Genomic DNA, 21687 nt, shown 5'->3' on the forward strand with positions numbered 1-21687 from the left:
ATTAACCACGTCTGTCAACGGTGGGGGACGAGGGCGCCAGCCGGCGTGACAACGGTTAAGAAAGCGTTAATCTTGCCGGCAAGGAGGCTGCGACAATGAAGGAGCGTTGCCCCATGTCTTTAAGCCGACTCTTGGTCCCCACCGCGCTTGCGGTGTTCCTGGCGGCGGCCACGCCCGCTTTCGCCGGCGGCGAGAATATCTATGCCGACAGTTTCGGCAACCTCGTCGTCCACAGTCCTGCCGGCTACAAGCGCATCGTCGTCGGCAAGGGATATCTGGCCGGGGACCTGGCCTATGGCGGCCATGGCGAGCCCAAGGTTGTCTATCTCGAAGAAGATCGCGGCGCACTATACCTGCGCAAGCGCGAAAGCTGCCGCTACGGCGCGCTTCTGCATGGGCGCAGCTACATGTACGGCCTGCCGGACAATGTCGTCCCGGTGCCGACGGTCTCCTGTCGCTAGATTAGCATGAGCGAGCGCCTCGCCCGAGCCATGAACGCCGTGCTGTACGATGAGCAGGCGCGACCCCATGGGCGCTTCGATGAGCGGGTGCCGACGCGCTGGCTCCTCATCGCCCTCGTTCTGGGCGTCGCCGTCCTTTTCGGCATGGGTCTGCGCGAGATCGTCGACGGGAACGGGGGCTTCGGGCTGCGCGAGACTTTGTCGCCGGAACGTCTCTGGCCGGTTCCCGGGCGGATGGAGGATACGGATCAAAGCCGCCTGCCGCCTGCCGGTCCGCGCCAGCCCGCCATCGCCGACAGGGAGATGTTGCGCCGGCCGATGTCCTTCGTGTTCGCCGCCGACGGAACGCTGCGGGCGACCGGCAGTATTGAGCCGGGTGCGGTAGGAAGGCTTGAAGAGGAACTCGATATGCGCGGCGCGGCTGTTCGGCGGGTCAGCCTCAATTCGCCAGGTGGCGCGCTTGACGATGCCGTCGCCATGGCGCGCATGTTGCGCGCGCGTGGTATTGCCACGGTGGTGGAGGACGGGGCTATCTGCGCCTCCTCCTGTCCGCTGGTGATGGCCGGCGGGGTAGAACGCACGGTCGGGCGGCGCGCCCTTGTCGGCCTGCATCAGTTCTACATCGCCGGCGATACGATCAGCGATCCGGCCCGGGCCATGGCCGACGCGCAGATGACGACGGCGCGCGTATCCCGCCTCCTCGGCAGGATGGGCGTCGATCCGGCTCTCTGGCTGCATGCGCTCGATACGCTGCCGGGCGCGCTCTACTATCTCAGCGCAGAGGAAATGCGGCGCTACCGCCTCGTCACCTCCCCGGAGAGCATGGTGCAGGGATAGAGGCCGGGATGCGGAACCGCACCCTGCCGTGAGCGTTGGAGAGGAACCTTCGAGGAACTCTCCCATGGCCGACACGAAACTGCTCACCGACCACAACGACATCCGCGAATGGGCCGCCGCGCGCGCCGGCCAACCGGCTCTGAGCGATCCCACGCCCGGCATGGCGGAGAGCGAGCCGATCCTCTCGTTCGCCTTCGGCCAGCGCGCCTATCAGGATACCGACGAAGGCGCGGACCGGCCCGGAGGCGTGCAGCCTGTCGAATGGGACGAGTGGTTCCGCCTCTTCGAGGAGAGGCGGCTGGCGCTCGTGGTGAGCCGGGACGTGCCCGGCCAGCGCGAAGAGTTCCACGAATTCGTGCGCAGGCCGTGATGGCTTACTTGGACAGCCGCGAGGCGACGGTGCCGATGCGTGTCAGCATGGCTTGCAGGTTGGCGGCGATGCGGCGGTGGAGCTTGACCGCGGTTTCCGGAAATTCCTCCAGGATGCGGCGGAACATCGAGCGGCTCAGGCGAATCACCTTCACATCCGTCTGGGCGACAGCGCCGGTGAGGCGCTCGCTCTCGGCGATCAGCGCCAGTTCCCCAAGCATTGCACCGGGGCCGTGGACGGAGATGATCTCGCGCCTGTCGCCCTGCTGATGGTAAAGAGCCACCTGTCCTGAGGCCACAACGAAGGCGCAGTCGGCGGGGGCACCTTCCGCATAGAGCTTATGGCCGGCGGCGAGCGAGATGGTCTCGGCGCCGAAAGCCATGAGGCGCAACTGTTCGTGCGTGAAGCCCTCAAAGAGTCCCACGCCGGACAGAACGCGAATATCATCGTCCAGCGCCATGCGGTCGTCGTCCCCGCTCGTTCCCAGCTGCTACTGGCGCCCCCAAACACCGAATCTCAAGGAACGAGTTTGTATCCGCCGCTTTCTGTCACAAGAATTTCAGCTTTGGAAGGATCGCGTTCAATCTTTTGCCGTAGCCGGTAGACATGGGTCTCCAGTGTGTGTGTGGTGACACCTGAATTATAGCCCCAGACTTCTTCCAAAAGAACGTCCCGCGTCACCACCTTCTGCTCGGCGCGGTACAGGTATTTTATGATAGCGGCTTCTTTTTCCGTCAGGCGGATCTTGCCGCCGCGCTCGTCGAGCAGCAGCTTCTGACCCGGCTTGAAGGTGTAGGGCCCGACGGTGAACTTGGCGTCCTCGCTCTGCTCATGCTGGCGCATCTGTGCCCGGATGCGCGCCAAAAGCACAGCGAAGCGGAAGGGCTTGGTGACATAATCGTTGGCGCCAGCTTCCAGCCCGAGGATCGTATCGGAATCGGTGTCCTGTGCCGTCAGCATGATGATCGGTGCACGATAGCCGCCCTTGCGCAGCAGCTTGACCGCCTCACGACCGTCCATGTCCGGCAGGCCGACATCCATGATGGTGAGATCGACCATCGAGTTGCGCGCGGCGTGGATACCGTTGGCGGCCGTCGCCTCCTGGAGGAGATCGAACTCCTCGTAAAGCGCCAGCTGCTCGACGAGCGTGGCCCGCAGATCCTCGTCGTCGTCAACGATCAGGATGGTTCGTGGCGTCATATGTCAATCCGTTGATTTGTAAAGCCGATACCATTGACCCCGCCCATTTTTTCGCCGAACGTTCCATTTATGCGCAACAAGGCCGACAAGAAAGACCATAGCGGCTATTTGTTCGATAAGACAATTATATCGCAGAATTGCGGCTGGGACAGCGGGTTGCGCAAAGGGCGGCGAAAAGCCCCCGTCATTGCCGTGCGAGCGCGGCCCGGGAACCCCACACAAGGGCTCCTTTCCATCAACGGCCGTGTCTTTGCATGTGCACTCGGGCGCGGCAGCATCAGCGCGGCGAAGCGTGAAGGCGACGGCGCGACGCCGCTGGCCACGCTGCGTCCGCTGGGCATCTTCTATCGATCCGACCGACGGCCCTCCGCCATCACCCGCACATCGCTGAAGACGGCCCCGATCCGTGCCGATACCGGCTGGTGCGACGCGCCAGGCGACCCGAACTACAACCGTCCAGTGCGCCTGCCCTACCAAGCCTCGCATGAAGAAATGCTGCGCAGCGACGGGCTCTACGACGTGTGTATCGTACTCGACTGGAACATGCGGCCGCGCCGCCGCGGGCGCGGCAGCGCCATCTTTCTTCATATGGCCAGGCCGGGCCTGAAGCCTACGGAGGGCTGCATCGCCGTCCCTCCGCATACGATGGCCAGGCTCCTGCCGCTCCTGTCGCGGCGGACACGGCTCGTGGTGCAGCGTTAGATGTCCCGCCACTTCCTGCCGAACGTGGATCGCGTCATCAATATTACGCCGCATCGGTATTACATCTGTGCGCGGGAAAGGGCGGCTCTTTACCGTCCGCAGCAATCGTGGGATCGTCGGCCCGGCATCAGGGGCATATGATAGCGGTAACTACCGAGGGAGAGGGAAATCCGCATGACGGCCAAGGCAAAGCTCATAAAATCCTCGAAACCCCGTTTGGCCGACGTGAAGGCGCCCGACGCGGAGCGCCTGCGTGAACTCCTGATCTCCCGTGCTCCGGCGGAGGACCTGGAAAGCTATGACCGTGCCGCGCTCGACCGTTCCGTCGAACTTGTGCTGACGGCGCTGAAGAAGCATCGGCCGGGCAAAAGTGTGGTCGAGGTAGAGGCGTCACCGGGGATCGAGCGTGCGGGCCGCAACGTCACGACGGTCACGCTCATCAACGACAACATGCCCTTTCTGTTCGATTCGGTGCTAGGCGAGGTCACCGAGTCGGCGGGAGAGCCGGCGCTTCTGCTGCACCCGGTGCTTCTGGTGCGCCACGGCGAAGACGGAATCAGCGAGATTCTCGGTGATGCGGCGGCCAAGGCGGCGCGCAACGCAGACCAGGTCAGCGTTATCCACGTCCACCTGCCCAGGCTGTCGCCAGACCAGTGCACGGCGCTGAAAGCGCGGCTTGCCCACATCCTCGCCCAGGTGCGGGCAGCGGTCAGCGATTGGAAGCCGATGCTGGCCCGCCTCGACCAGGAGATCACGCAACTGCGTTATGCGCCGGTGCCGCTTGATGCCGAGGCGGTGACCGAGGCGATCGCCTTTCTCGAGTGGCTGCGCGACGACAATTTCACCTTTCTCGGCATGCGGGAGTTTCGCTACACGGGTGGCGAGAAGAGCGGCACGCTGGAGCGCGCGCACAAGAAGGGCCTCGGCATTCTGGCCGATCCCGACGTGCTGGTGCTCAGGCGCGGTTCGGAGGCCGTCTCCACCACGCCGGAAATCCGCGCCTTCCTGCACGGGCCGGAACCGCTGATCGTCACAAAGGCGAATGCCAAGTCGACGGTGCATCGCCGTGCCTATCTCGATTATGTCGGGGTGAAGACGTTCAGCGACGACGGCAAGCTGACGGGCGAGTTGCGGATCGTCGGCCTGTTCACCTCGACTGCCTATACGCGCTCGGTGATGAAGATTCCCTATCTGCGCTCCAAGGCCGAGGCGGTGATTGCCCGCTCCGGCTTCGCGCCGACGGACCATTCCGGCAAGGCGCTCACCAATGTTCTGGAATCCTACCCGCGCGACGAGCTTTTCCAAATCGGTGTGCCGCGGCTGCGCAAGCATGCGGAGGCTATTCTGGGCCTCGGCGATCGGCCGCGCGTACGCGTTCTCTACCGCATCGACCAGTTCGACCGCTTCGTCTCCGTCATCGTCTTCGTGCCGCGCGACCGCTACGATTCTCGTGTGCGCATGGAGATCGGCGAATATCTGAAGACGTCCTTCGATGGGCGCCTGTCAGCCTACTATCCGGCGTTTCCGGAAGGCTCGCTGGCGCGCGTCCACTTCATCATCGGGCGCTCGGGCGGCAGGACGCCGCGCATAGAGACGGAGAAGCTGGAGGCCGGCATCCGCGACATCGTGCGCACCTGGGACGATGCACTGCGCGAGGCTGTGGAGGATGCGGGCGCGGACGATACCATTGCGGCTGCAGCCGCCGGCTTTCCCGAGAGCTACCGCAACAGCTTTAAACCGGCGACCGCCCTTGTCGACGCCGGGCGTATCTTGGGCCTCTCCTCCGCCAACCCCATCGCCATCGACTTCCACCGCCATGGCGACCAGAAGCCGGACCAGGCAGCGCTGAAGATCTACCATTTCGGCACACCCGTGGCGCTCAGCCGGCGCGTGCCTCTCCTCGAAAACATGGGCTTCCGGGTCATCAGCGAGCGTACTTTCGAAATCGGCGGAGAGGGCGAGGGCCATGTCTTCCTGCACGACATGGAGCTGGAGAGCGCTTTCGACAACGCCATCGACCTGACCGACAATGGCGCCCTCTTCGAGGAGCTGTTCCTCGCCGTCTGGCACCAGGAATACGACAACGACAATTTCAACGCGCTGGCCCAGACGGCGCGGTTGAGGGCCTCCGAGATCGCCGTGCTGCGTGCCTACAGCCGCTTCCTGCACCAGGCGAACATCCCGCAGAGTCAGGGCTTCATCGCCGGCACGCTGAACCGTTATCCGCAGATCGCCGACAAGCTCTTCCGCCTGTTCGTCACCCGTTTCGATCCTCGGCGCGGGGGAGGCGATGCCGCCGAAGCGCGGGAGCGGGACATGGAGGAAGAGATCGAAAGTGCGCTCGACGGCGTGCCGAGCCTCGATGACGACACCATCATCCGCCGCATCCTCAACCTCGTCAAATCGACCCTGCGCACCAATTTCTTTGCCGGGCGCGCCCTGCCGGGCAAGCGTTCGCTGGCGCTCAAGTTCGATTCACAGGCGGTCGAGGGTCTGCCGCAGCCGCGCCCCTGGCGCGAGATCTTCGTCTACGGGCCGGAGGTCGAGGGCGTGCATCTGCGCTTCGGCCCGGTGGCGCGCGGCGGCCTGCGCTGGTCCGACCGGGCGCAGGACTACCGCACGGAGGTGCTTGGCCTGGTCAAGGCGCAGCAGGTGAAGAACGGCGTCATCGTGCCGGTCGGCGCCAAGGGCGGCTTCTACCCCCGGCAGCTGCCCTCCGGCGGCAGCCGCCAGGAGGTTTTCGAGGCGGGGCGGCAGGCCTATATCAATTTTGTTTCCAGTCTGCTCTCCATCACCGACAATCTGGAAGGCGACCAGGTGGCGCCGCCCGAGGCCGTCGTGCGCCACGATCGCGACGACCCCTATTTCGTGGTCGCCGCCGACAAGGGCACCGCCACCTTCTCCGACACGGCCAACGAGATCAGCCAGGCGCACGGCTTCTGGCTCGACGATGCCTTCGCCTCCGGCGGCTCGGCCGGCTATGACCATAAGAAGATGGGGATTACCGCGCGCGGCGCCTGGGAAGCGGTGAAGCGGCACTTCCGTGAGATGAACCGCGACATCCAGAAGGAGCCCTTCACGGTGGTCGGCGTCGGCGACATGTCCGGCGACGTGTTCGGCAACGGCATGCTTCTGTCGCCCGCCATCCGGCTCATCGCGGCTTTCGATCATCGCGATATCTTCATCGATCCCGATCCTGATACGGCGGATTCCTATGCCGAACGCAAGCGGCTGTTCGAAATGGGCCGGTCGAGCTGGCAGGACTACGACAAGTCCAAGCTTTCCAAAGGCGGCGTCATCGTCTCGCGTACGCAGAAGCAGATCGAGCTCAGCCGCGAGGCGGCAGCCGCCATCGGTCTGGAGGGCACGACGGGCTCTCCGGCGGAGATCATGCGCGCCATCCTGAAAGCGCCGGTCGACCTTCTATGGTTCGGCGGCATCGGCACCTATGTGCGCGCGTCGGCCGAATCGAACGCCGACGCCGGCGACCGCGCCAACGACACCATCCGCATCACGGCGCGGGAAGTGGGCGCCAAGGTGATCGGCGAGGGTGCCAATCTCGGCGTCACCCAGCGCGGGCGCATCGAGTTCAACCTCGCCGGCGGGCGCTGCAACTCGGATGCCATCGACAATTCCGGCGGCGTCAACTCCTCCGACCTGGAGGTCAACATCAAGATCGCGCTGGCCGGCGCCATGCGCTCCGGCTCGCTGGTGCGTCCGGCCCGCGACAAGCTGCTTTCGGCGATGACGGAGGAGGTGGCCGGCCTGGTGCTGGACAACAATTACCGGCAGACGCTGGCTATCTCGCTGGTCGAGCAGCGCGGCCTTTCCGACCTGCCGCACCAGGCACGCATGATGACGGTCTTCGAGAACGAGGGGCATCTCGACCGGGCGGTCGAGTTCCTGCCCGGCCCGCAGGCCACTTCCGAGCGCGAGAGCCGCGGCGAGCCGCTGACGAGGGCGGAGATCGGCGTGCTGCTCGCCTATGCCAAGATCGTGCTGTTCGACCAGCTTGTGGCAAGCGGGGTTCCGGACGAGCCGCATTTCGAGACGGACCTGTTCGCCTATTTCCCCGACAGGATGCGGCAGAAATACGCCACCGAGATCCGCGGTCATCGGCTGCGCCGGGAGATCATCGCCACCGAGCTTGCCAATGACGTGATCGACCGGGGCGGGCCGACTTTCATCACACGCCTGCAGGATATGACGGGCCGGCCGGCGCACGAGATCGTCGCGGCCTATGCCGTGGTACGCGACGGCTTTGGGCTGCGCGCGCTGCAAGCGGCCATCGACGCGCTGGACACCAAGATCGACGGCCATGTTCAGCTCGCGCTTTACCAGCGGGTCTGGCGGCTGATCGTCGCCGCCACGGCCTGGCAATTGAAGAACGGCGCCGGCGAGGCTGAGGTAGGCAGCCGCATCGAGCGGCTTTCCGCGGCGCGCAAGACGCTGGAGCCGAAGCTCGGGCGCGTGCTGCCCGCCTTTCTCGGCGAGCGGATCGCCTCTGAGACGGCACGGTTCAAGGCGGAAGGCGCGCCTTCGTCGCTGGGCGAACGCCTCGCCTTCCTCGACGTTTCCGAATTGGTGCCCGACATCGCGCTTGCGGCGGACACGGCGGGCGCGGAGCTTGCCAAGGCGGCGAGCGCCTTCTTCACCGTCACCGAAGCCTTCCGTGTCGGCCGTATCGAGACAGCGGCGCACTCCATCACGCCGTCCGATTATTACGACGGGCTGGCGCTTGCCCGCGCTATCGATACGATCGATGCGGCACGGCGTAGCATCACCATCGCCGCACTCGGCACCCACCGCGATGCCGACAACCCGGCCGCGCAGTGGGTAAGCGCTGGCGGTGAACGGGTGGGGCGCGTACGCGAGAGCCTGCAGACGCTGACGGATGCCGGTGAGATCACCGTTTCGCGGCTGACCGTCGCCGCGGGTCTTCTGGCGGACTTGACCGCTTGAGTGGGACAGGGGCGACCATGGAAGGGGCGGTCACGCGGGCCAGCCGCGGCGGCATCTGGGGCTGGATGTTCTTCGACTGGGCGCAGCAGCCCTTTCACACGCTCATCGTCACCTTCGTCTTCGCGCCTTATTTCGCTTCCGCCGTAGCGCCCGACGCGGCGCGCGGTCAGGAGCTGTGGGGGCTGGCGACCGGTATCGGCGGGCTGATGATCGCCTTTTCCTCGCCGGTGCTCGGCGCCATTGCCGACGCATCGGGACCGCGCAAGCCCTGGATACTCGGCTTTTCCATAATCGGTGTTGTGGCCTGCACCGGGCTCTGGTTGGCAACGCCGGGTATGGAGAACCTGTGGCCGGTCCTCGTGCTTGTGTCGGTCGCCGTCTTCGGCATGGAGTTCGCCGCAGTTTTCAACAATGCGATGATGCCCGGCCTCGTGCCGCGCGCCGAGCTCGGCCGGCTGTCCGGCTCGGCCTGGGGGCTGGGCTATCTGGGCGGGTTGGTCTCGCTCGTGCTGGTGCTCGGCTTCATGGCCGCCTCGCCGGACAGCGGGCGTACGCTTCTGGGCGTCGAGCCCGTTTTCGGCCTCGACGCGGAAACACGGCAAGGCGATCGGGCGGCGGGCCCCTTCACCGCACTGTGGTACGTCGTCTTCGTTCTGCCGATGTTCCTGTTCACGCCCGACCAGCCGCGCCGCAGCGCGACAGGCGCCGTGCGGAAGGGGCTGCGCCAGCTCGGCATGACGCTTCGCCGTCTGCCGTCGGAGCGCAGCTATTTCAGCTTCCTTGCCTCGTCCATGTTCTACCGAGACGCTCTCAACGCCCTTTACGCCTTCGGCGGCATCTACGCCGCCGGCGTGCTCGGCCTGTCCATCGTGCAGATCGGCCTGTTTGGTATCCTGGCGAACGTCACGGGCGCTCTTGGAGCCTGGATTGGCGGGCGTATGGACCAGGCATACGGGCCGAAGCCGGTGGTCAGCATCTCGATCCTGACCTTGAGCCTCTGCTGCCTGCTGGTCATCTCCACCACCAGAAGCGAAGTCCTGTTCGTGCCACTCGGCACGGCGGGTTCGCAGCTTCCCGTTACCCTGTTCTTCATCGCCGGCGCGTTCATCGGCGCAGCCGGTGGCGCCATTCAAGCCGCCTCGCGCACGCTCCTGGTCGATCAGGCGCCGCGGGCGCAGGTGACCGAGGCTTTCGGGCTTTATGCGCTCTCCGGCAAGGCGACCACCTTCATCGGCCCGCTATCGGTGGCCGCAGCGACGGCCTACTTCTCCAGCGGCGCGTTCTCCCCTGAAGACGCGCAACGGCTGGGGGTGACACCGATCCTGGTGCTTTTTGTTCTGGGCCTGGTGCTCCTGCCCTTCGTGAGAAGCAGTCGGGACGCGACGGCCGCCTAGCGCCCTAATGCCGAAAATGCCGCATCCCCGTGAAAACCATGGCGATGCCGTGCTCATCGGCTGCCGCGACCACTTCCTCGTCGCGCATGGAGCCGCCGGGCTGGATGACGGCGGTCGCGCCGGCCTCCACCGCCGACAAAAGCCCGTCGGCGAAGGGGAAGAAGGCGTCCGAGGCCACCACGGACCCTTTGGTCAGCAGTTGGCCGCCAGCGGCCTCGGCTGCGTCCTCGGCTTTCCGCGCCGCGATGCGGGCCGAATCGACGCGGCTCATCTGACCGGCGCCTATGCCCACCGTGGCAAGACCCCTCGCGTAAACGATGGCATTCGACTTCACGTGCTTTGCGACGCGGAAGGCGAACCTCAGGTCCGCCATCTCCTTCTCGCTGGGTGCGCGCTTCGTCACCACCTTCAGTTCCAGGTCGTCGACGGCGCCGCTGTCGCGGGTCTGCACGAGCAGGCCGCCGGCGACGGTCTTGGCGCTGAGTCCCGGCTGGCGGGGATCGGCCACGCCGCCGGTCAGGAGCAGACGCAGGTTCTTCTTCGCGGCGATCACGGCTATCGCCTCCTCGCTGGCATCCGGCGCGATGATGACCTCTGTAAAGATCCTGGCGATCTCTTCAGCCGCCTCGGCGTCGAGCGTCCGATTCAGCGCGACGATGCCGCCGAAGGCGGAGACGGGATCGCAAGCGAGCGCCTTGCGGTAGGCCTCGGCGAGCGAGGCGCCTTCGGCAACGCCGCAGGGGTTGGCGTGCTTGATGATGGCGACGGCGGCGCCCCTGTCGGGGTCGAATTCCGAGACCAGCTCGAAAGCGGCGTCGGTGTCGTTGATATTGTTGTAGGAGAGCTGCTTGCCCTGCACTTGGCGCGCCGTGGCTACACCCGGCCGCTGCTCGCCCGTGACGTAGAAACCCGCCTCCTGATGCGGGTTCTCGCCGTAGCGCATCACCTGTTTCAGGCGCCCGCCGAAAGCGCGCCATTCCGGCGTGGGGACGGAAAGGGTCTCGGCAAACCATTGCGAGATTGCCGCATCGTAGGCGGCGGTCCGGGCATAGGCCTTGGCCGCCAGCTCCTGGCGTAGACGATAGGGCAGCGCACCGTCGTTCTCACCGAGCGCCGCCAGCACCTTTTCATAATCCGCCGGGTCAGTGACAACGGCGACATAGGCGTGGTTCTTCGCTGCCGCGCGCAGCATCGCCGGGCCGCCGATATCGATGTTCTCGACCGTGGCGGCGTAATTGCCACCGCCGAAGCGGACGTCCTCGAAGGGGTAGAGATTGATGACCACGAGGTCGATCGGCTGGATCGCGTGCGCCTCCATCGCCGCCTTGTGCTCCGCGTCGTCGCGGATGCCGAGAAGGCCGCCGTGAACGGACGGATGCAGGGTCTTGACCCGCCCGTCCATGATCTCCGGAAAGCCCGTCAGATCGGAGACGTCGCGCACGACAAGGCCCTCCTTGGACAAGGCCGCCGCCGTACCGCCCGTCGAGACTAGCTCGACGCTTCTGTCCGCCAGTGCGCGGGCGAAGTCGGCGATGCCCGTCTTGTCGGAAACGGAGATCAGCGCCCGGCGGACGGGCACGATGTCGGGCGCGGGGATGTTCTTGGCGGAAACGGTCATTGACGTGCTTTCTTCCGTGGGCAGGCCGCTGGACTAGCACAGAGAACGCTCAAATCAAGCCGCCGCTGGGTCGCAGTGTCAATTCCGCTCCGCGATGCTGTGGGTGCGTAGGAATTGCCAGCGCACTTCCGGCAGCTCCGGTGCGGAGAAATGCAGCACGATCTGTCGGCTGCGGCAGGGGCCGGCGACGGCGGCGAAGAAAATCGACTCCTCCACCACGGGCTCCACGTCATCGCAGGAGAACACCCAGGTATCCGTGCCTTCGCCAGCAAGGATGAGCAGGCCCTGATCGTCGCGGTAGAGCTCGATGTCCGGGTGGATGTGAAAACGCACGGCGACGGCGCAGGGTTGTCCGGCCGAATAGCCGTTGGCTGCCTGGAATCGATCGAGCCCCTCAAGAAGCGCGCCGTCCTGCGAGAGCGCCAGCTCGCGCTCGTGCAACAGACCGAAGCGCTGCACATAGCCGTCGTGACTGGCGGCGAATGCCTGCGTGTCGGGCGTGTCCGTGCGCCGGCGCTCCACCTTGCGCGGGCCGCTGATGAGCGGCGTGCCGATCCAGTCGTCCCAGCCGCTCGACAGCGCGAAACGCGCCTGGGAGGTGTCGTCCAGCGTTGCCGTGGAGTGCGCCGCGGTGGCTCGGGCCAGCGGCCGAAAGGCCTCGGCGCCGAAGCTGTCGACGCCGCAATTGACGATGAACTGGTGCCGCCCCGACGACATCTCGAAGGAAAGGCAGCCGGCATGGGCGTGGTTGGAAAGCTCCGGCGGCGGGGGTGCGGCGGTGTCGGCGATCGCCGTCGTCGTCCCCATGGCCAGCCGCTCGTAGCCCGAATAGGGCGCCTGGGAGAGCGGCGCACCGCCCGTATCGTCATGGCGCAGGATGGCCGCCACGCGGTCGTGGATGGTCACGCCCATGCCGTTGAAGCGGGCAAGACTGCCGTCGCGGTGGCGGAAGAAGCGCAGGGCCGGCAGCATGCGCTCCACGGCGCCGACCAGCGCGTCGGGAGGCGATTCGGCCTGGTTCGCATAGGTCTGACGCAACGGCAGGAGGTCGGCCAGAAGCTCCATGACGGCGCGCGGGTTGCGCGAGATATGGCCGCCGTCGGGCAGGATCTGCCAGTCGAGCTCGATGCCCAGATTGCGCGTGGCGGAGCGGAGGGCGGAGACCGGCGCGGGGAGCGACAGGGCGGCGAAGGCGAGTGCCACACGGGCACGCAGTTTTTCTTCGCCGTCCGGCATCTCCGGCGCCATGGAGCGCAGATAGCGCACCTGGATGGCGAGCACCTTCAGGAACTGGCGATAGAAGGCCAGATCCGCCCCTTGCAGCACGACGGCCGAATGCTGCAGCCAGGCGATGATGCGCCGCGCGGTGATGGAGGGGGCCCAGGCGAGACCCGTGATGCGCCGGCCGTGGAGCCCGATCCAGTCGGCAACCAGGGCGCGAGCGTTGGCGGCGGCAAGCTCGGACTGGGCGGCGTTGAGATGACGCAGCCAGCGGAAGTCGTGCAGGCTCTCCAGCCAGGCCTGGTTGCGGACCTGCAGATGAAACGGCGACTGGCCGCCCGTTTCCACCAGTTGGCCGGAAAGCAGGAACCGCCCATGATAGATCTCGCGGGCGATCTCCGGGTCGGCCAGCCGCAGGTCCGGCGGCGCGATCAACACGCGTTCGGGCGTGCGCCCCGTATAGCGCCAACGATAGGCTGGCCCAGCGCGCAACCGCCGGCGAAGCCGCCGCCAGCCCTCACGCATCGCCAGGTTCCACAATAGCGGACTATAGCCGCCGGCCATCGTCAACGAACGCACCTATTCCTCGAAATACCTCCCGCCCCCATCAAGAGTCTAAGTGATTCAACGGTTTGTGCGAAGGAGAAATGTTACTACCTCAAACGCCGTAGGCGCGCGGCGAAAAAGCCGTCAACATTGTCGAGGCCATCCCGTCCGGCAGGTGTCGTGCGCAGCCAGCCCTCCGGCGTGATGAAATGCTCCGCGCCCGGCAATTCTTCGGGTCCGATCCGGTCGAGCACTACATCGTTTCTTTGCTCGATGAGGCCTGCCACCAGCGCCTCGCCTTCGGCGGGATCGAGGGAGCAATTGGAGAAGACGACCGTGCCGCCCGGACGGACGAAGGAAAGTGCACGCTCGAGAAGCCGTTTCTGCAAATCCGCCAGTTTGGCGATGTCCGCGGGCGTCTTGGTCCAGACGACGTCGGGATGGCGGCGCACGGTGCCGGTGGAAGAGCAGGGCGCATCGAGCAGCACCGCGTCGAAAAGCCGTTCCGGCTGCCATGTCAGAATATCGGCTTCGACGATACCTGCCTCAAGCCTGAGCCGCTCCAGATTGGTCCTCAGCCGTTTCAGGCGATTTGCGGACTGATCCACCGCCGTCACACGGGCGCCCGCGAGGGCGAGTTGGGCGGTCTTGCCGCCTGGGGCGGCGCAAAGGTCTGCCACGGCATCCCCCGCGACAGCGCCCAGGAGCCGTGCCGGCAGGCTGGCGGCGGCATCCTGTACCCACCAGGCGCCTTCCGCATATCCAGGAAGTTCCGGCACCGGCGCCGCCAGCCGCTCGAGGCGTACCGAGCCGTTGGGCAGCACGCGCCCGCCCAGCCGCTCGGCCCAAAGGTCGGGCTCGGATTTGACGGTGAAGTCCACCGGCGGCTCCAGCCGGTGTGCCTTGACGATCGCGTCCGCCTGCTCGGCGCCATAGGCGGCGGCCAAGCGCTCGGCGAACCATGCGGGGGCATCGCTGGCCTCCGACAGCGCGCGCGGCAGCGCTTCCTCCTTGTGGCGGGCGATGTTGCGCAAGATCCCGTTCACCAGTCCCGAAAAGCGTGCCGTGCGTGGGTCGGCGCCGGCCTGGGTCACGGCAAGGTCGACGGCGGCGCTGTCCGGCACGTCGAGGAACAGGATTTGCGCCGCGCCGACATGCAGGATGTGCGACAGGGCATGGGCGCCCGCCGGCAGAGGGCGTTGCAGCCGCTCGCTTACCAGTTTCTCTATGGTGCAGCGATGGCGCAGCGCGCTTGCCAGGATGGCGCGGGTGAGCGCGCGGTCACGCGGCTCAAGGGCAAGGAACTGCGGGTGGCCGTGCTCGCCGTCGGTCAGCGCGTCGAGCGGCGTGCGGGCGTCGATCACCGCGCCAAGCAGCTTGGCGGCGGTGCGGCGGGCGGCAAGGCCGGGCTTGTCCTCGCCCACCCGCGGTCCCGGGCGCTTTCCTTGCGGTGTCTTGCGCGAAAGAGACGCTTTGGCGGCCTTCACGACCACGGGCCCTTGCGGCCACCGGAGCTGCGGCCCCATGGGCCAGCCGCGGAGCCGCCGCCCCAGGGTCCGCCGGCACCGGGCTCTTCGTAGGGCATCTCACTTCCAAGTCCCGCTTCCTGTGCCATCGCCTGCAGGGCGGCGATGCGGTTTTCCGTGGCGGGATGGGTGGAGAAGAGGTTGTCCATCCTTTGCCCGGAGAGCGGGTTGATGATGAACATGTGCGCGGTGGCCGGGTTGCGCTCGGCATCCTGGTTGACAATCTGTTGCGCGCCGCGCGCGATCTTGCCGAGTGCCGAGGCCAGCCACAGCGGCTGGCCGCAGATCTCCGCGCCGCGCCGGTCGGCGGCGTATTCGCGTGTGCGGCTGATCGCCATCTGCACCAGCATCGCCGCCAGCGGCGCCACGATGATGGCGACAAGCACACCGATGAAGCCGAACGGATTGTTGTTGTTGCGGCCACCGCCGAAGAAGAGCGCGAAATTGCCCAGCATCGAGATCGCACCGGCCAGCGTGGCGGTGATCGTCATTGTCAGCGTGTCGCGGTTCTGCACGTGCGCCAGCTCATGCGCCATGACGCCGGCCACCTCCTCCGGGGACAGGCGGCTCAAAAGACCCGTCGTCGCCGCGACCGCGGCATTCTGCGGATTGCGGCCGGTGGCGAAGGCGTTGGGCTGCGGGTTGTCGATAACATAGACGCGCGGCATGGGCAGGCCGGCATTCGCGGCAAGGCCGCGGACAATGCGGTAGAACTCCGGTGCCGTGCGCTCGTCCACCTCTTTCGCATGGTGCATCCTGAGCACCATCTTGTCGGCGTTCCAGTAGCCGAAAAGGTTCATGCCGGCGGCGATGACGAAGGCGATCGCCATGCCGCCCGTCCCGCCGACGAGATAGCCGACGCCCATGAAGAGCGCCGTCATGAACGCCAGAAGCATTGCCGTGCGAATCATGTTCATGCCAGTGGCTCCGTTCGCCGCCCGACCGGCCAAGGCAGGTAAGGGCGCATGCATCCATTCCGCCGCGGTTTTACGGCGGCGATCCTTTCGCCTATATGATGGGAAGACAACGATGCATATTCAACAAATGTGCCTTCGGGCGCGACGGAATGAAGCCTGTGAGTGAAGACACGAACAAGACCGCGAGATCCCGTGAACTGCCGCCCGCCGCCGAGCGTGCGCTGAAGGAGGCGGAGGAGCGGCGCCGGCAGCAGGCGGAGCGTGAAATGCAGGCGCCACGCGAGATCGGTGGCCGGAAGGGACTTGATCCCGCCCGCTACGGCGACTGGGAAGTCAAAGGCATCGCCAGCGATTTTTGAGCCGTCTGGGGCTCCGCCCAGACCAGGTCATCGTTTCATGGAATCGATGACCTGGTCCAACTCCTTGTTTTGCCGCAGTTCCGGATGGAAAACGGTTTCCGCTTTTCCTGGAAATGCCTACCCGACGAAGGCGCGCTCCACCACGAAATCGGCGGGTTCGGCGTTGGAGCCTTCCTTGAGGCCGGCCTTTTCAACAAGCGCCTTCACATCCTTGAGCATGTTCATGGAGCCGCAGATCATCACGCGGTCCTCTGCCCGGTCGAAGGGCTTCGTGCCAAGCGCCTCGAAGAGCTCGCCGTTCTCGATCAGCGTCGTGATGCGGCCCATGCGCGGCGAGGCCTCACGCGTGGTGGAGGTGAAGTGGAAGAGCCGGCCCTCGGTCAGCTCGCCGATCAGCGGGTCCTCGCGCGTGGCGGCGATCAGTTCCTCGCCGTATTTCAGCTCCGCCAGATCGCGGCAGGTGTGGGTGAGGATGATCTCTCCGAACTTGTCGTAGGTCTCGGGATCGCGGATGAGGCTGGCGAAGGGCGCGATGCCGGTGCCCGTCGAGATCATGTAGAGGCGCTTTCCCGGCGTCAGCGCGTCGTTGACCAGCGTGCCCGTCGACTTCTGCCGCATCAGCACCGTGTCACCCGGCTGGATCTTCTGCAAGTGCTGGGTAAGCGGCCCGTCCGGCACCTTGATGGAGAAGAACTCCACCTCCTCGTCCCAGCTGGGGCTGGCGATGGAATAAGCGCGGAAGACGGGTTTCTCCGCGTTCGGCAGGCCGATCATGACGAACTCGCCGGAGCGGAAGCGGAAGCTCTGCGGCCGCGTGATGCGGAAGGAGAATAGCCGGTCCGTGTAGTGCTTCACCGAAACCACGCGCTCGGCATAGACGCCGGCGGGAATCGGGAACTCCAGCGCCTGAACGGCTTCGGTGTTGCGCAGGGCGGCAGTGTTCATGGACTGATCCTTTGTCCGTCGCGGTTCCAGCCTGTCTTGCGAGCACGCTCTTGCTTCACAAGATTATTAGTATACAAATGATTTTAGGGTCAAGCTCCTAGTGGAAAAGACCTATTCCAAAACGCCGCCTGGAAAAAGGTTTTGCATTCCGGATTTTCAGCATGAGTGAGAAAAGCGGCGCAGAATCGGGCCATGTCGTAGCAGGCATCGATGTCGGAGGCACCTTCACCGACCTTCTGCTGGTCGATGGGCGTGGGGGCGGCTCGGCCCGCGTCGCTGTCGCCAAGACACCAACGACGACTGAGAACCAGGCCCACGGCGTGGTGAACGCGCTTCATCAGGCCGGCGTGCCGGCGGCCGAGATCGGCCTCATCGTGCACGGCACGACGACCACCACCAACGCCGTGCTGGAGCGCCGGCTGGCGGCGACGGGCATGATCACCACGAGGGGTTTTCGCGACGTGATCGAGCTTGGGCGCCGCACCCGGCCGCAAGCCTATGGTATGACCGGCACCTTCACGCCCATCATCCCGCGCAATCTGCGGCTGGAAGTGGCAGAGCGCATGGATGCCTCGGGCCGGGTGCTGGAGCTGCTCGACGAAGAGGGCTTGCGCGCTGCGCTGCGCCAGTTGCTCGATGCCGGCTGCGTCTCCCTCGTCATCCATTTCCTGCATGCTTATGCCAATCCGGCGCACGAGCTGCGCGCGGCCGAGATCGCACGCGAGGTCTGGCCGAACGACCACATCACCACCGGCCATTCGCTCCTGTCGGAGGCGCGGGAATTCGAGCGTGGCGTGACGGCGGCCGTCAATGCGGCGGTGCAGCCGATCCTGGAACGCTATGTCGCTCGGTTGTCGGACGAACTGAAGATGCTCGGCTATCGGCGCGATTTCCTCGTCATGAACGGCAATGGCGGCATGATCTCGGCCGCGCATGTGGCACGCGAGGCGGCGAAGACGGTGATGTCCGGCCCCGCTTCCGGCGTCATGGCCGCCGCCTATACGGCGCGGCGGGCGGGGGTCGAGAACCTGATCACCTACGACATGGGCGGCACGTCGACAGACGTGGCGCTGGTGCGCGGCGGGCAGGCGGCGGTCTCCAACGAGATCGAGATCGAGTATGCCATGCCCATCCACGTGCCCATGGTCGACGTGCACACGGTGGGCGCGGGCGGTGGCTCCATCGCCAGGGTCAACGATGCGGGGCTGATAGAGGTCGGCCCCGAGAGCGCGGGTGCGGTACCGGGGCCGATCTGCTACGGCCGTGGCGGGATGGAGCCCACGATCTCGGACGCCAACCTGCTGCTCGGCCGGCTGAACCCGCGAAAGCTGCTGTCGGTGGACAGCCCGGTGTCGGTCGACGACGTGAAGGGGGTCTTCGCAGAGAAGCTCGGCCGGCATATGGGCCTCGACGCGGTGGAGGCGGCGGGCGCGGTGTTGAGGCTCGCCAACATCAAGATGGCGGGCGCCATCCGCATGGTCTCGCTCGGCAAGGGGCACGATCCGCGCGACTTCGCCCTCTTCGCCTTCGGCGGCGCCGGGCCGTTGCACGCTTCGGCGCTTGCCCGCGAGCTCGGCATCCCGCGCGTCATGGTGCCGGCACGGCCAGGCATCACCAATGCACTCGGCTGCGTGGTGGCCGATCTCAGGCATGACTTCGTCAACACGGTGAACCGGCCGGTGGCCGACGTCGATCTCGATCTGGTGCGCGGGGTGCTCGAGGCGCAGCGGGCGGAGGGCGAGGCGTTGATCGCCGGGGAGACCGTGCGGCCGGAGCGTATGGAGTATGCTCATTCCGCCGATATGCAGTTCGTCGGCCAGACGCATCTCCTGAACGTGCCGCTGCCCGGCCCCGGGGTGGACCGCGAGACGCTGCAGGCGCTCTTCGAGGAAGCCTACTTCGCCCGCTTCAAGGTGCGGCTGCCGGAAATCCGCGCCAATCTGGTGAACCTCAACACGTCCGTCATCGGCGTCCGGCCCGAGATCGATCTCGCCACACTGATCGACCCCGCCGGCCGCATGCAGCGGCTGGAGGAGGCGCTGCTGGAGAGGCGGCCGGTCTGGTTCGACGACGCCTGGCACGACACGCCCGTCTACGGCCGCGGAAAGCTGCCGCTCGACGCCGTCATCGAGGGACCGGCTATCCTGGAGCAGCTCGATACGACGACGGTGATCGAGCCCGGCGACCGGGTAACGATGGATGACGACGGGAATATTATCATCGCGGTGAGGAGCGTGTGACGATGACGGGCAGGCGCGCGACCAAGCTGGATGCCATCACCCTTTCCGTCATCCAGGCGGCGTTGCAGCAGGTTTGCGACGAGATGGACCTGGTATTCTCCCGCGCCGCCTTCTCTCCCGTCATCGCCGAGGCCAACGACCGCTCCGACGGGATCTATTCGGCCGAAGACGGTTCGCTGATCGCGCAGGGGGCGGGCGGGCTGCCGGTCTTCGTCGGCGTCATGCAATATTCGACCGGCACGCTGATCGAGCGCATTCGCGAGGGCGTGACGGCGCCGCCCGAGCCGGGCGACATCTACATCGTCAACGATCCCTATCTGGGCGGCACGCATCTCATGGATGTGCGGTTCGCCATGCCCGTGTGGCGCGGCGGTGAAATCTATTGCTGGCTCTCCAACACGGGGCACTGGCCGGATATCGGCGGGGCGGTGCCGGGAGGCTTCTCGGCCTCGGCCACGGCGGTGGAGCAGGAGGGGCTGCGCCTGCCGCCCGTAAAGCTCTTCAAGAAGGGCGTGCTCGACCCCGAGATATACGCCATCATCTCATCCAACATCCGCGTGGCGGACCAGCGCATCGGCGACATCCGCGCGCAGGCCGCGGCGCTCGAAGTGGGTGCCGAGCGGCTGGGGGAAGTGCTGGACCGTTACGGGGACGAAACGGTGCGCATGGCGATTGCCGAACTGCGCTTAAGGGCGGCGGCGCAGATGCGGGCGCGCATCACCGAAATTCCCGACGGGATCTATCGCGGCGAAGCGTATGTGGACTCGGACGGGGTGGTGAATGCGCCGCTGACGATCGCGCTAGCGGTCGAAAAGAAGGGCGATGCGCTGACCTTCGATTTCTCCGGTTCCAGCCCGCCCTGCACCGGGCCGATGAACAGCGTGCTGGCGACGACGCTCTCCTCGGTCTACCTCGCCATGCGGCACATCTTTCCCGAGGTGCCGCTTTCCGCCGGCGCCTTCGATCCGCTCCTCGTCAAGCGGCCGGAGGGCACCTTCCTCGATGCCCGCTATCCGCGCCCCGTCTCCGGCTGCGCGGCGGAGGTCTCGCAGCGCATCGCGGAAGCCGTCTTTTCCGCCATGGTGAAGGCGCTGCCCGACGAGGTGACGGCCGCGCCCGCCGGCTCCAGCGGCAATTTCGCGCTGGGCGGGCACGATCCCGCGCGCGGGCGCGACTTCGTGATGTACCAGATCTCCGGCGGCGGCTATGGCGGCAACGCCCGTCACGACGGGCTTTCCAACGGCTGCTCCACCATCGGCATTTCCAAGTCGCCGCCCATCGAGGTGATGGAGCAGGCCTTTCCCGTGCTCTACCGGCACTACGCGCTGCGCGAGGGCTCGGGCGGGGCCGGACGCCAGCGCGGCGGATTCGGGCTTGCCTACGAGGTAGAGCTCCTGCGCGGGGAGGCGCGTGCTTCCTTCGTCATGGACCATGGCCGTACCGGGCCGCTAGGCGCGCTCGGCGGAGCCGACGGGGCGGTGAACACGGTGACGGTCTGGCGCGACGGCAAGGCACACGTGCCGCCGCATTTGTCGAAGGAGCAGGACATTCCTCTCCATGCCGGCGACCGCGTGTCCGTCGGCACGCCGGGCGGCGGCGGGTATGGCGATCCGTTCGAGCGCAAACCGGAGCTGGTGTTGCGGGATGTGGCGCTGGGGTACTACACGGCGAGCCAAGCCGAAGCGCTGTTCGGCGTGGTGCTGAGCACCGACGGCAGCGCCATCGACGAGGCGGCGACGGCGCGGCGGCGGGGCTAACCAGTTCATCGTCTCATGGAATCGATGATTCTGGTATAATTCGTTGTTTTCTCGCAATTCCGAACGGAAAACCGGTTCCCACTTTTCCTGGAGTTGCTCTAGCTGCCCTTAAGGCACACCTATCCGTTGCCGCGCGGGGTTTGCCCGCCGGGCTATGTCAAGGAACGTGGGAAGCGGGGCGCGTTGTCCGTGCCACTCAATTTTTTTTTAAGGCGCGTCCAACGCGCCCCGCCGGAGGCTGTCCCGACGGTCGGCCGGTCACTTGGGTTCCATCTTTCCCGGCTGCACCCAATTACGGGGTGGTCTTAGCCGGGCCATACGAAACCCTAGCGGCTTCTCCGCGGTCTCCGTGGCGCTGTCTCTCACCCAGCACCCCGGCACCGCCGGCCTGTCGCGGGCCCTCACGCCTGCGGGCACCGGCAGCCCGCAGGAAGAGGTCTCCGCCGCCCTCCCCGTGTCCCCGGTCCGGACCAAGGTTCCCGTGAGGGCGATGGGGAGGATTTTAAGGGCCGGCTAGGGAGGGGGGCGTATTTTTTCGCGAAAAAGTTGGAGAAATTTTTCCGAAGTGAATGAAAACAATGGCTTGTCGGGAAGGAAAGGTTCTTTGTCGCCGCATTTTATCCCCGCGCAGG

The 21687-nt window shown here is 66.1% G+C and carries 16 protein-coding genes; 9 read left to right on the plus strand and 7 right to left on the minus strand.

Going from position 1 to position 21687, the window contains the following annotated elements:
- The first annotated feature begins 113 nt into the window (after positions 1–113).
- The 3 genes from GPJ75_RS03535 (at position 114) to GPJ75_RS03545 (ending at position 1668) form a co-directional block, all read left to right on the plus strand.
- Positions 114–461 carry a hypothetical protein gene (locus GPJ75_RS03535; protein WP_163265210.1) on the plus strand — a complete coding sequence of 116 codons (348 nt, stop codon included), beginning with the start codon at positions 114–116 and terminating at the stop codon, positions 459–461.
- Positions 462–467: 6 nt separating this feature from the next.
- Complete coding sequence (locus GPJ75_RS03540) at positions 468–1298, plus strand: COG3904 family protein (RefSeq protein WP_163265212.1); 831 nt, start codon at positions 468–470, stop codon at positions 1296–1298.
- Between the two features lie 64 nt (positions 1299–1362).
- A complete protein-coding gene (locus tag GPJ75_RS03545) occupies positions 1363–1668 on the plus strand; it encodes a hypothetical protein (protein ID WP_163265214.1) in 306 nt (101 codons plus the stop codon).
- 4 nt (positions 1669–1672) lie between these two features.
- Here the strand turns inward: GPJ75_RS03545 and GPJ75_RS03550 are convergent, their stop codons facing one another.
- Together GPJ75_RS03550 and GPJ75_RS03555 are read right to left on the minus strand one after the other, a co-directional pair.
- Complete coding sequence (locus GPJ75_RS03550; RefSeq protein WP_163265215.1) at positions 1673–2128, minus strand: cyclic nucleotide-binding domain-containing protein; 456 nt, start codon at positions 2126–2128, stop codon at positions 1673–1675.
- A gap of 56 nt (positions 2129–2184) precedes the next feature.
- The gene (locus GPJ75_RS03555) at positions 2185–2868 is read right to left on the minus strand and encodes a response regulator transcription factor (RefSeq protein ID WP_163265216.1); all 684 of its coding nucleotides are present in this window, start codon (positions 2866–2868) and stop codon (positions 2185–2187) included.
- A 69-nt stretch (positions 2869–2937) separates the two neighbouring features.
- On the opposite strand from GPJ75_RS03555, the gene GPJ75_RS03560 reads away from it, so the two are divergent.
- From GPJ75_RS03560 to GPJ75_RS03570, 3 genes are all read left to right on the plus strand, one after another.
- Positions 2938–3570 (plus strand): L,D-transpeptidase family protein, encoded by a 633-nt coding sequence (locus GPJ75_RS03560; RefSeq protein ID WP_163265217.1) that lies wholly within the window; start codon positions 2938–2940, stop codon positions 3568–3570.
- Positions 3571–3744: 174 nt separating this feature from the next.
- Positions 3745–8532, plus strand: coding sequence for an NAD-glutamate dehydrogenase (locus GPJ75_RS03565; protein ID WP_163265218.1), 4788 nt, complete (start codon positions 3745–3747; stop codon positions 8530–8532).
- A gap of 17 nt (positions 8533–8549) precedes the next feature.
- Complete coding sequence (locus GPJ75_RS03570) at positions 8550–9926, plus strand: MFS transporter (RefSeq protein ID WP_163265219.1); 1377 nt, start codon at positions 8550–8552, stop codon at positions 9924–9926.
- Between the two features lie 4 nt (positions 9927–9930).
- On the opposite strand, the gene purH is transcribed toward GPJ75_RS03570, so the two are convergent.
- The 4 genes from purH to htpX form a co-directional block, all read right to left on the minus strand.
- Positions 9931–11544: a bifunctional phosphoribosylaminoimidazolecarboxamide formyltransferase/IMP cyclohydrolase gene (gene purH / locus GPJ75_RS03575; protein WP_163265221.1), complete on the minus strand. Its 1614-nt coding sequence runs from the start codon at positions 11542–11544 to the stop codon at positions 9931–9933.
- Between the two features lie 78 nt (positions 11545–11622).
- The gene (locus GPJ75_RS03580) at positions 11623–13335 is read right to left on the minus strand and encodes a heparinase II/III family protein (protein WP_205602465.1); all 1713 of its coding nucleotides are present in this window, start codon (positions 13333–13335) and stop codon (positions 11623–11625) included.
- A gap of 83 nt (positions 13336–13418) precedes the next feature.
- Positions 13419–14804, minus strand: a complete 1386-nt coding sequence (locus tag GPJ75_RS03585; RefSeq protein ID WP_425483110.1) for an RsmB/NOP family class I SAM-dependent RNA methyltransferase — start codon at positions 14802–14804, stop codon at positions 13419–13421.
- Entirely contained in the window at positions 14795–15754 is a 960-nt protein-coding gene (htpX, locus tag GPJ75_RS03590) for a zinc metalloprotease HtpX (RefSeq protein ID WP_163265225.1), read from the minus strand. The genes GPJ75_RS03585 and htpX overlap by 10 nt, the downstream gene beginning before the upstream one ends.
- Positions 15755–15849: 95 nt before the next feature.
- On the opposite strand from htpX, the gene GPJ75_RS03595 reads away from it, so the two are divergent.
- Positions 15850–16113, plus strand: coding sequence for a DUF1674 domain-containing protein (locus tag GPJ75_RS03595; protein ID WP_425483111.1), 264 nt, complete (start codon positions 15850–15852; stop codon positions 16111–16113).
- Positions 16114–16230: 117 nt separating this feature from the next.
- On the opposite strand, the gene GPJ75_RS03600 is transcribed toward GPJ75_RS03595, so the two are convergent.
- On the minus strand, positions 16231–17058 hold the full coding sequence (locus tag GPJ75_RS03600) for a ferredoxin--NADP reductase (protein WP_163265227.1): 828 nt from the start codon (positions 17056–17058) through the stop codon (positions 16231–16233).
- A 161-nt stretch (positions 17059–17219) separates the two neighbouring features.
- On the opposite strand from GPJ75_RS03600, the gene GPJ75_RS03605 reads away from it, so the two are divergent.
- Positions 17220–19298 carry a hydantoinase/oxoprolinase family protein gene (locus GPJ75_RS03605; RefSeq protein ID WP_163265229.1) on the plus strand — a complete coding sequence of 693 codons (2079 nt, stop codon included), beginning with the start codon at positions 17220–17222 and terminating at the stop codon, positions 19296–19298.
- A gap of 2 nt (positions 19299–19300) precedes the next feature.
- Entirely contained in the window at positions 19301–21055 is a 1755-nt protein-coding gene (locus GPJ75_RS03610; protein WP_163265231.1) for a hydantoinase B/oxoprolinase family protein, read from the plus strand.
- The last annotated feature ends 632 nt before the right edge of the window (positions 21056–21687 follow it).

This window comes from Chelativorans alearensis, from assembly GCF_010993735.1.
Classification (GTDB): Bacteria; Pseudomonadota; Alphaproteobacteria; order Rhizobiales; family Rhizobiaceae; genus Chelativorans; species Chelativorans alearense.

Bases quoted from the DNA above. Each gene is read 5' to 3' on its own strand.
- GPJ75_RS03540 (WP_163265212.1), top strand. From the start codon at position 468: ATGAGCGAGCGCCTCGCCCGAGCCATGAACGCCGTGCTGTACGATGAG.
- GPJ75_RS03535 (WP_163265210.1), top strand. From the start codon at position 114: ATGTCTTTAAGCCGACTCTTGGTCCCCACCGCGCTTGCGGTGTTCCTG.
- GPJ75_RS03595 (WP_425483111.1), top strand. From the start codon at position 15,850: ATGATGGGAAGACAACGATGCATATTCAACAAATGTGCCTTCGGGCGC.
- GPJ75_RS03600 (WP_163265227.1), bottom strand. From the start codon at position 17,058: ATGAACACTGCCGCCCTGCGCAACACCGAAGCCGTTCAGGCGCTGGAG.
- GPJ75_RS03555 (WP_163265216.1), bottom strand. From the start codon at position 2,868: ATGACGCCACGAACCATCCTGATCGTTGACGACGACGAGGATCTGCGG.
- GPJ75_RS03610 (WP_163265231.1), top strand. From the start codon at position 19,301: ATGACGGGCAGGCGCGCGACCAAGCTGGATGCCATCACCCTTTCCGTC.
- GPJ75_RS03560 (WP_163265217.1), top strand. From the start codon at position 2,938: ATGCGCAACAAGGCCGACAAGAAAGACCATAGCGGCTATTTGTTCGAT.
- GPJ75_RS03605 (WP_163265229.1), top strand. From the start codon at position 17,220: ATGAGTGAGAAAAGCGGCGCAGAATCGGGCCATGTCGTAGCAGGCATC.
- htpX (WP_163265225.1), bottom strand. From the start codon at position 15,754: ATGAACATGATTCGCACGGCAATGCTTCTGGCGTTCATGACGGCGCTC.
- purH (WP_163265221.1), bottom strand. From the start codon at position 11,544: ATGACCGTTTCCGCCAAGAACATCCCCGCGCCCGACATCGTGCCCGTC.
- GPJ75_RS03545 (WP_163265214.1), top strand. From the start codon at position 1,363: ATGGCCGACACGAAACTGCTCACCGACCACAACGACATCCGCGAATGG.
- GPJ75_RS03550 (WP_163265215.1), bottom strand. From the start codon at position 2,128: ATGGCGCTGGACGATGATATTCGCGTTCTGTCCGGCGTGGGACTCTTT.
- GPJ75_RS03570 (WP_163265219.1), top strand. From the start codon at position 8,550: ATGGAAGGGGCGGTCACGCGGGCCAGCCGCGGCGGCATCTGGGGCTGG.
- GPJ75_RS03565 (WP_163265218.1), top strand. From the start codon at position 3,745: ATGACGGCCAAGGCAAAGCTCATAAAATCCTCGAAACCCCGTTTGGCC.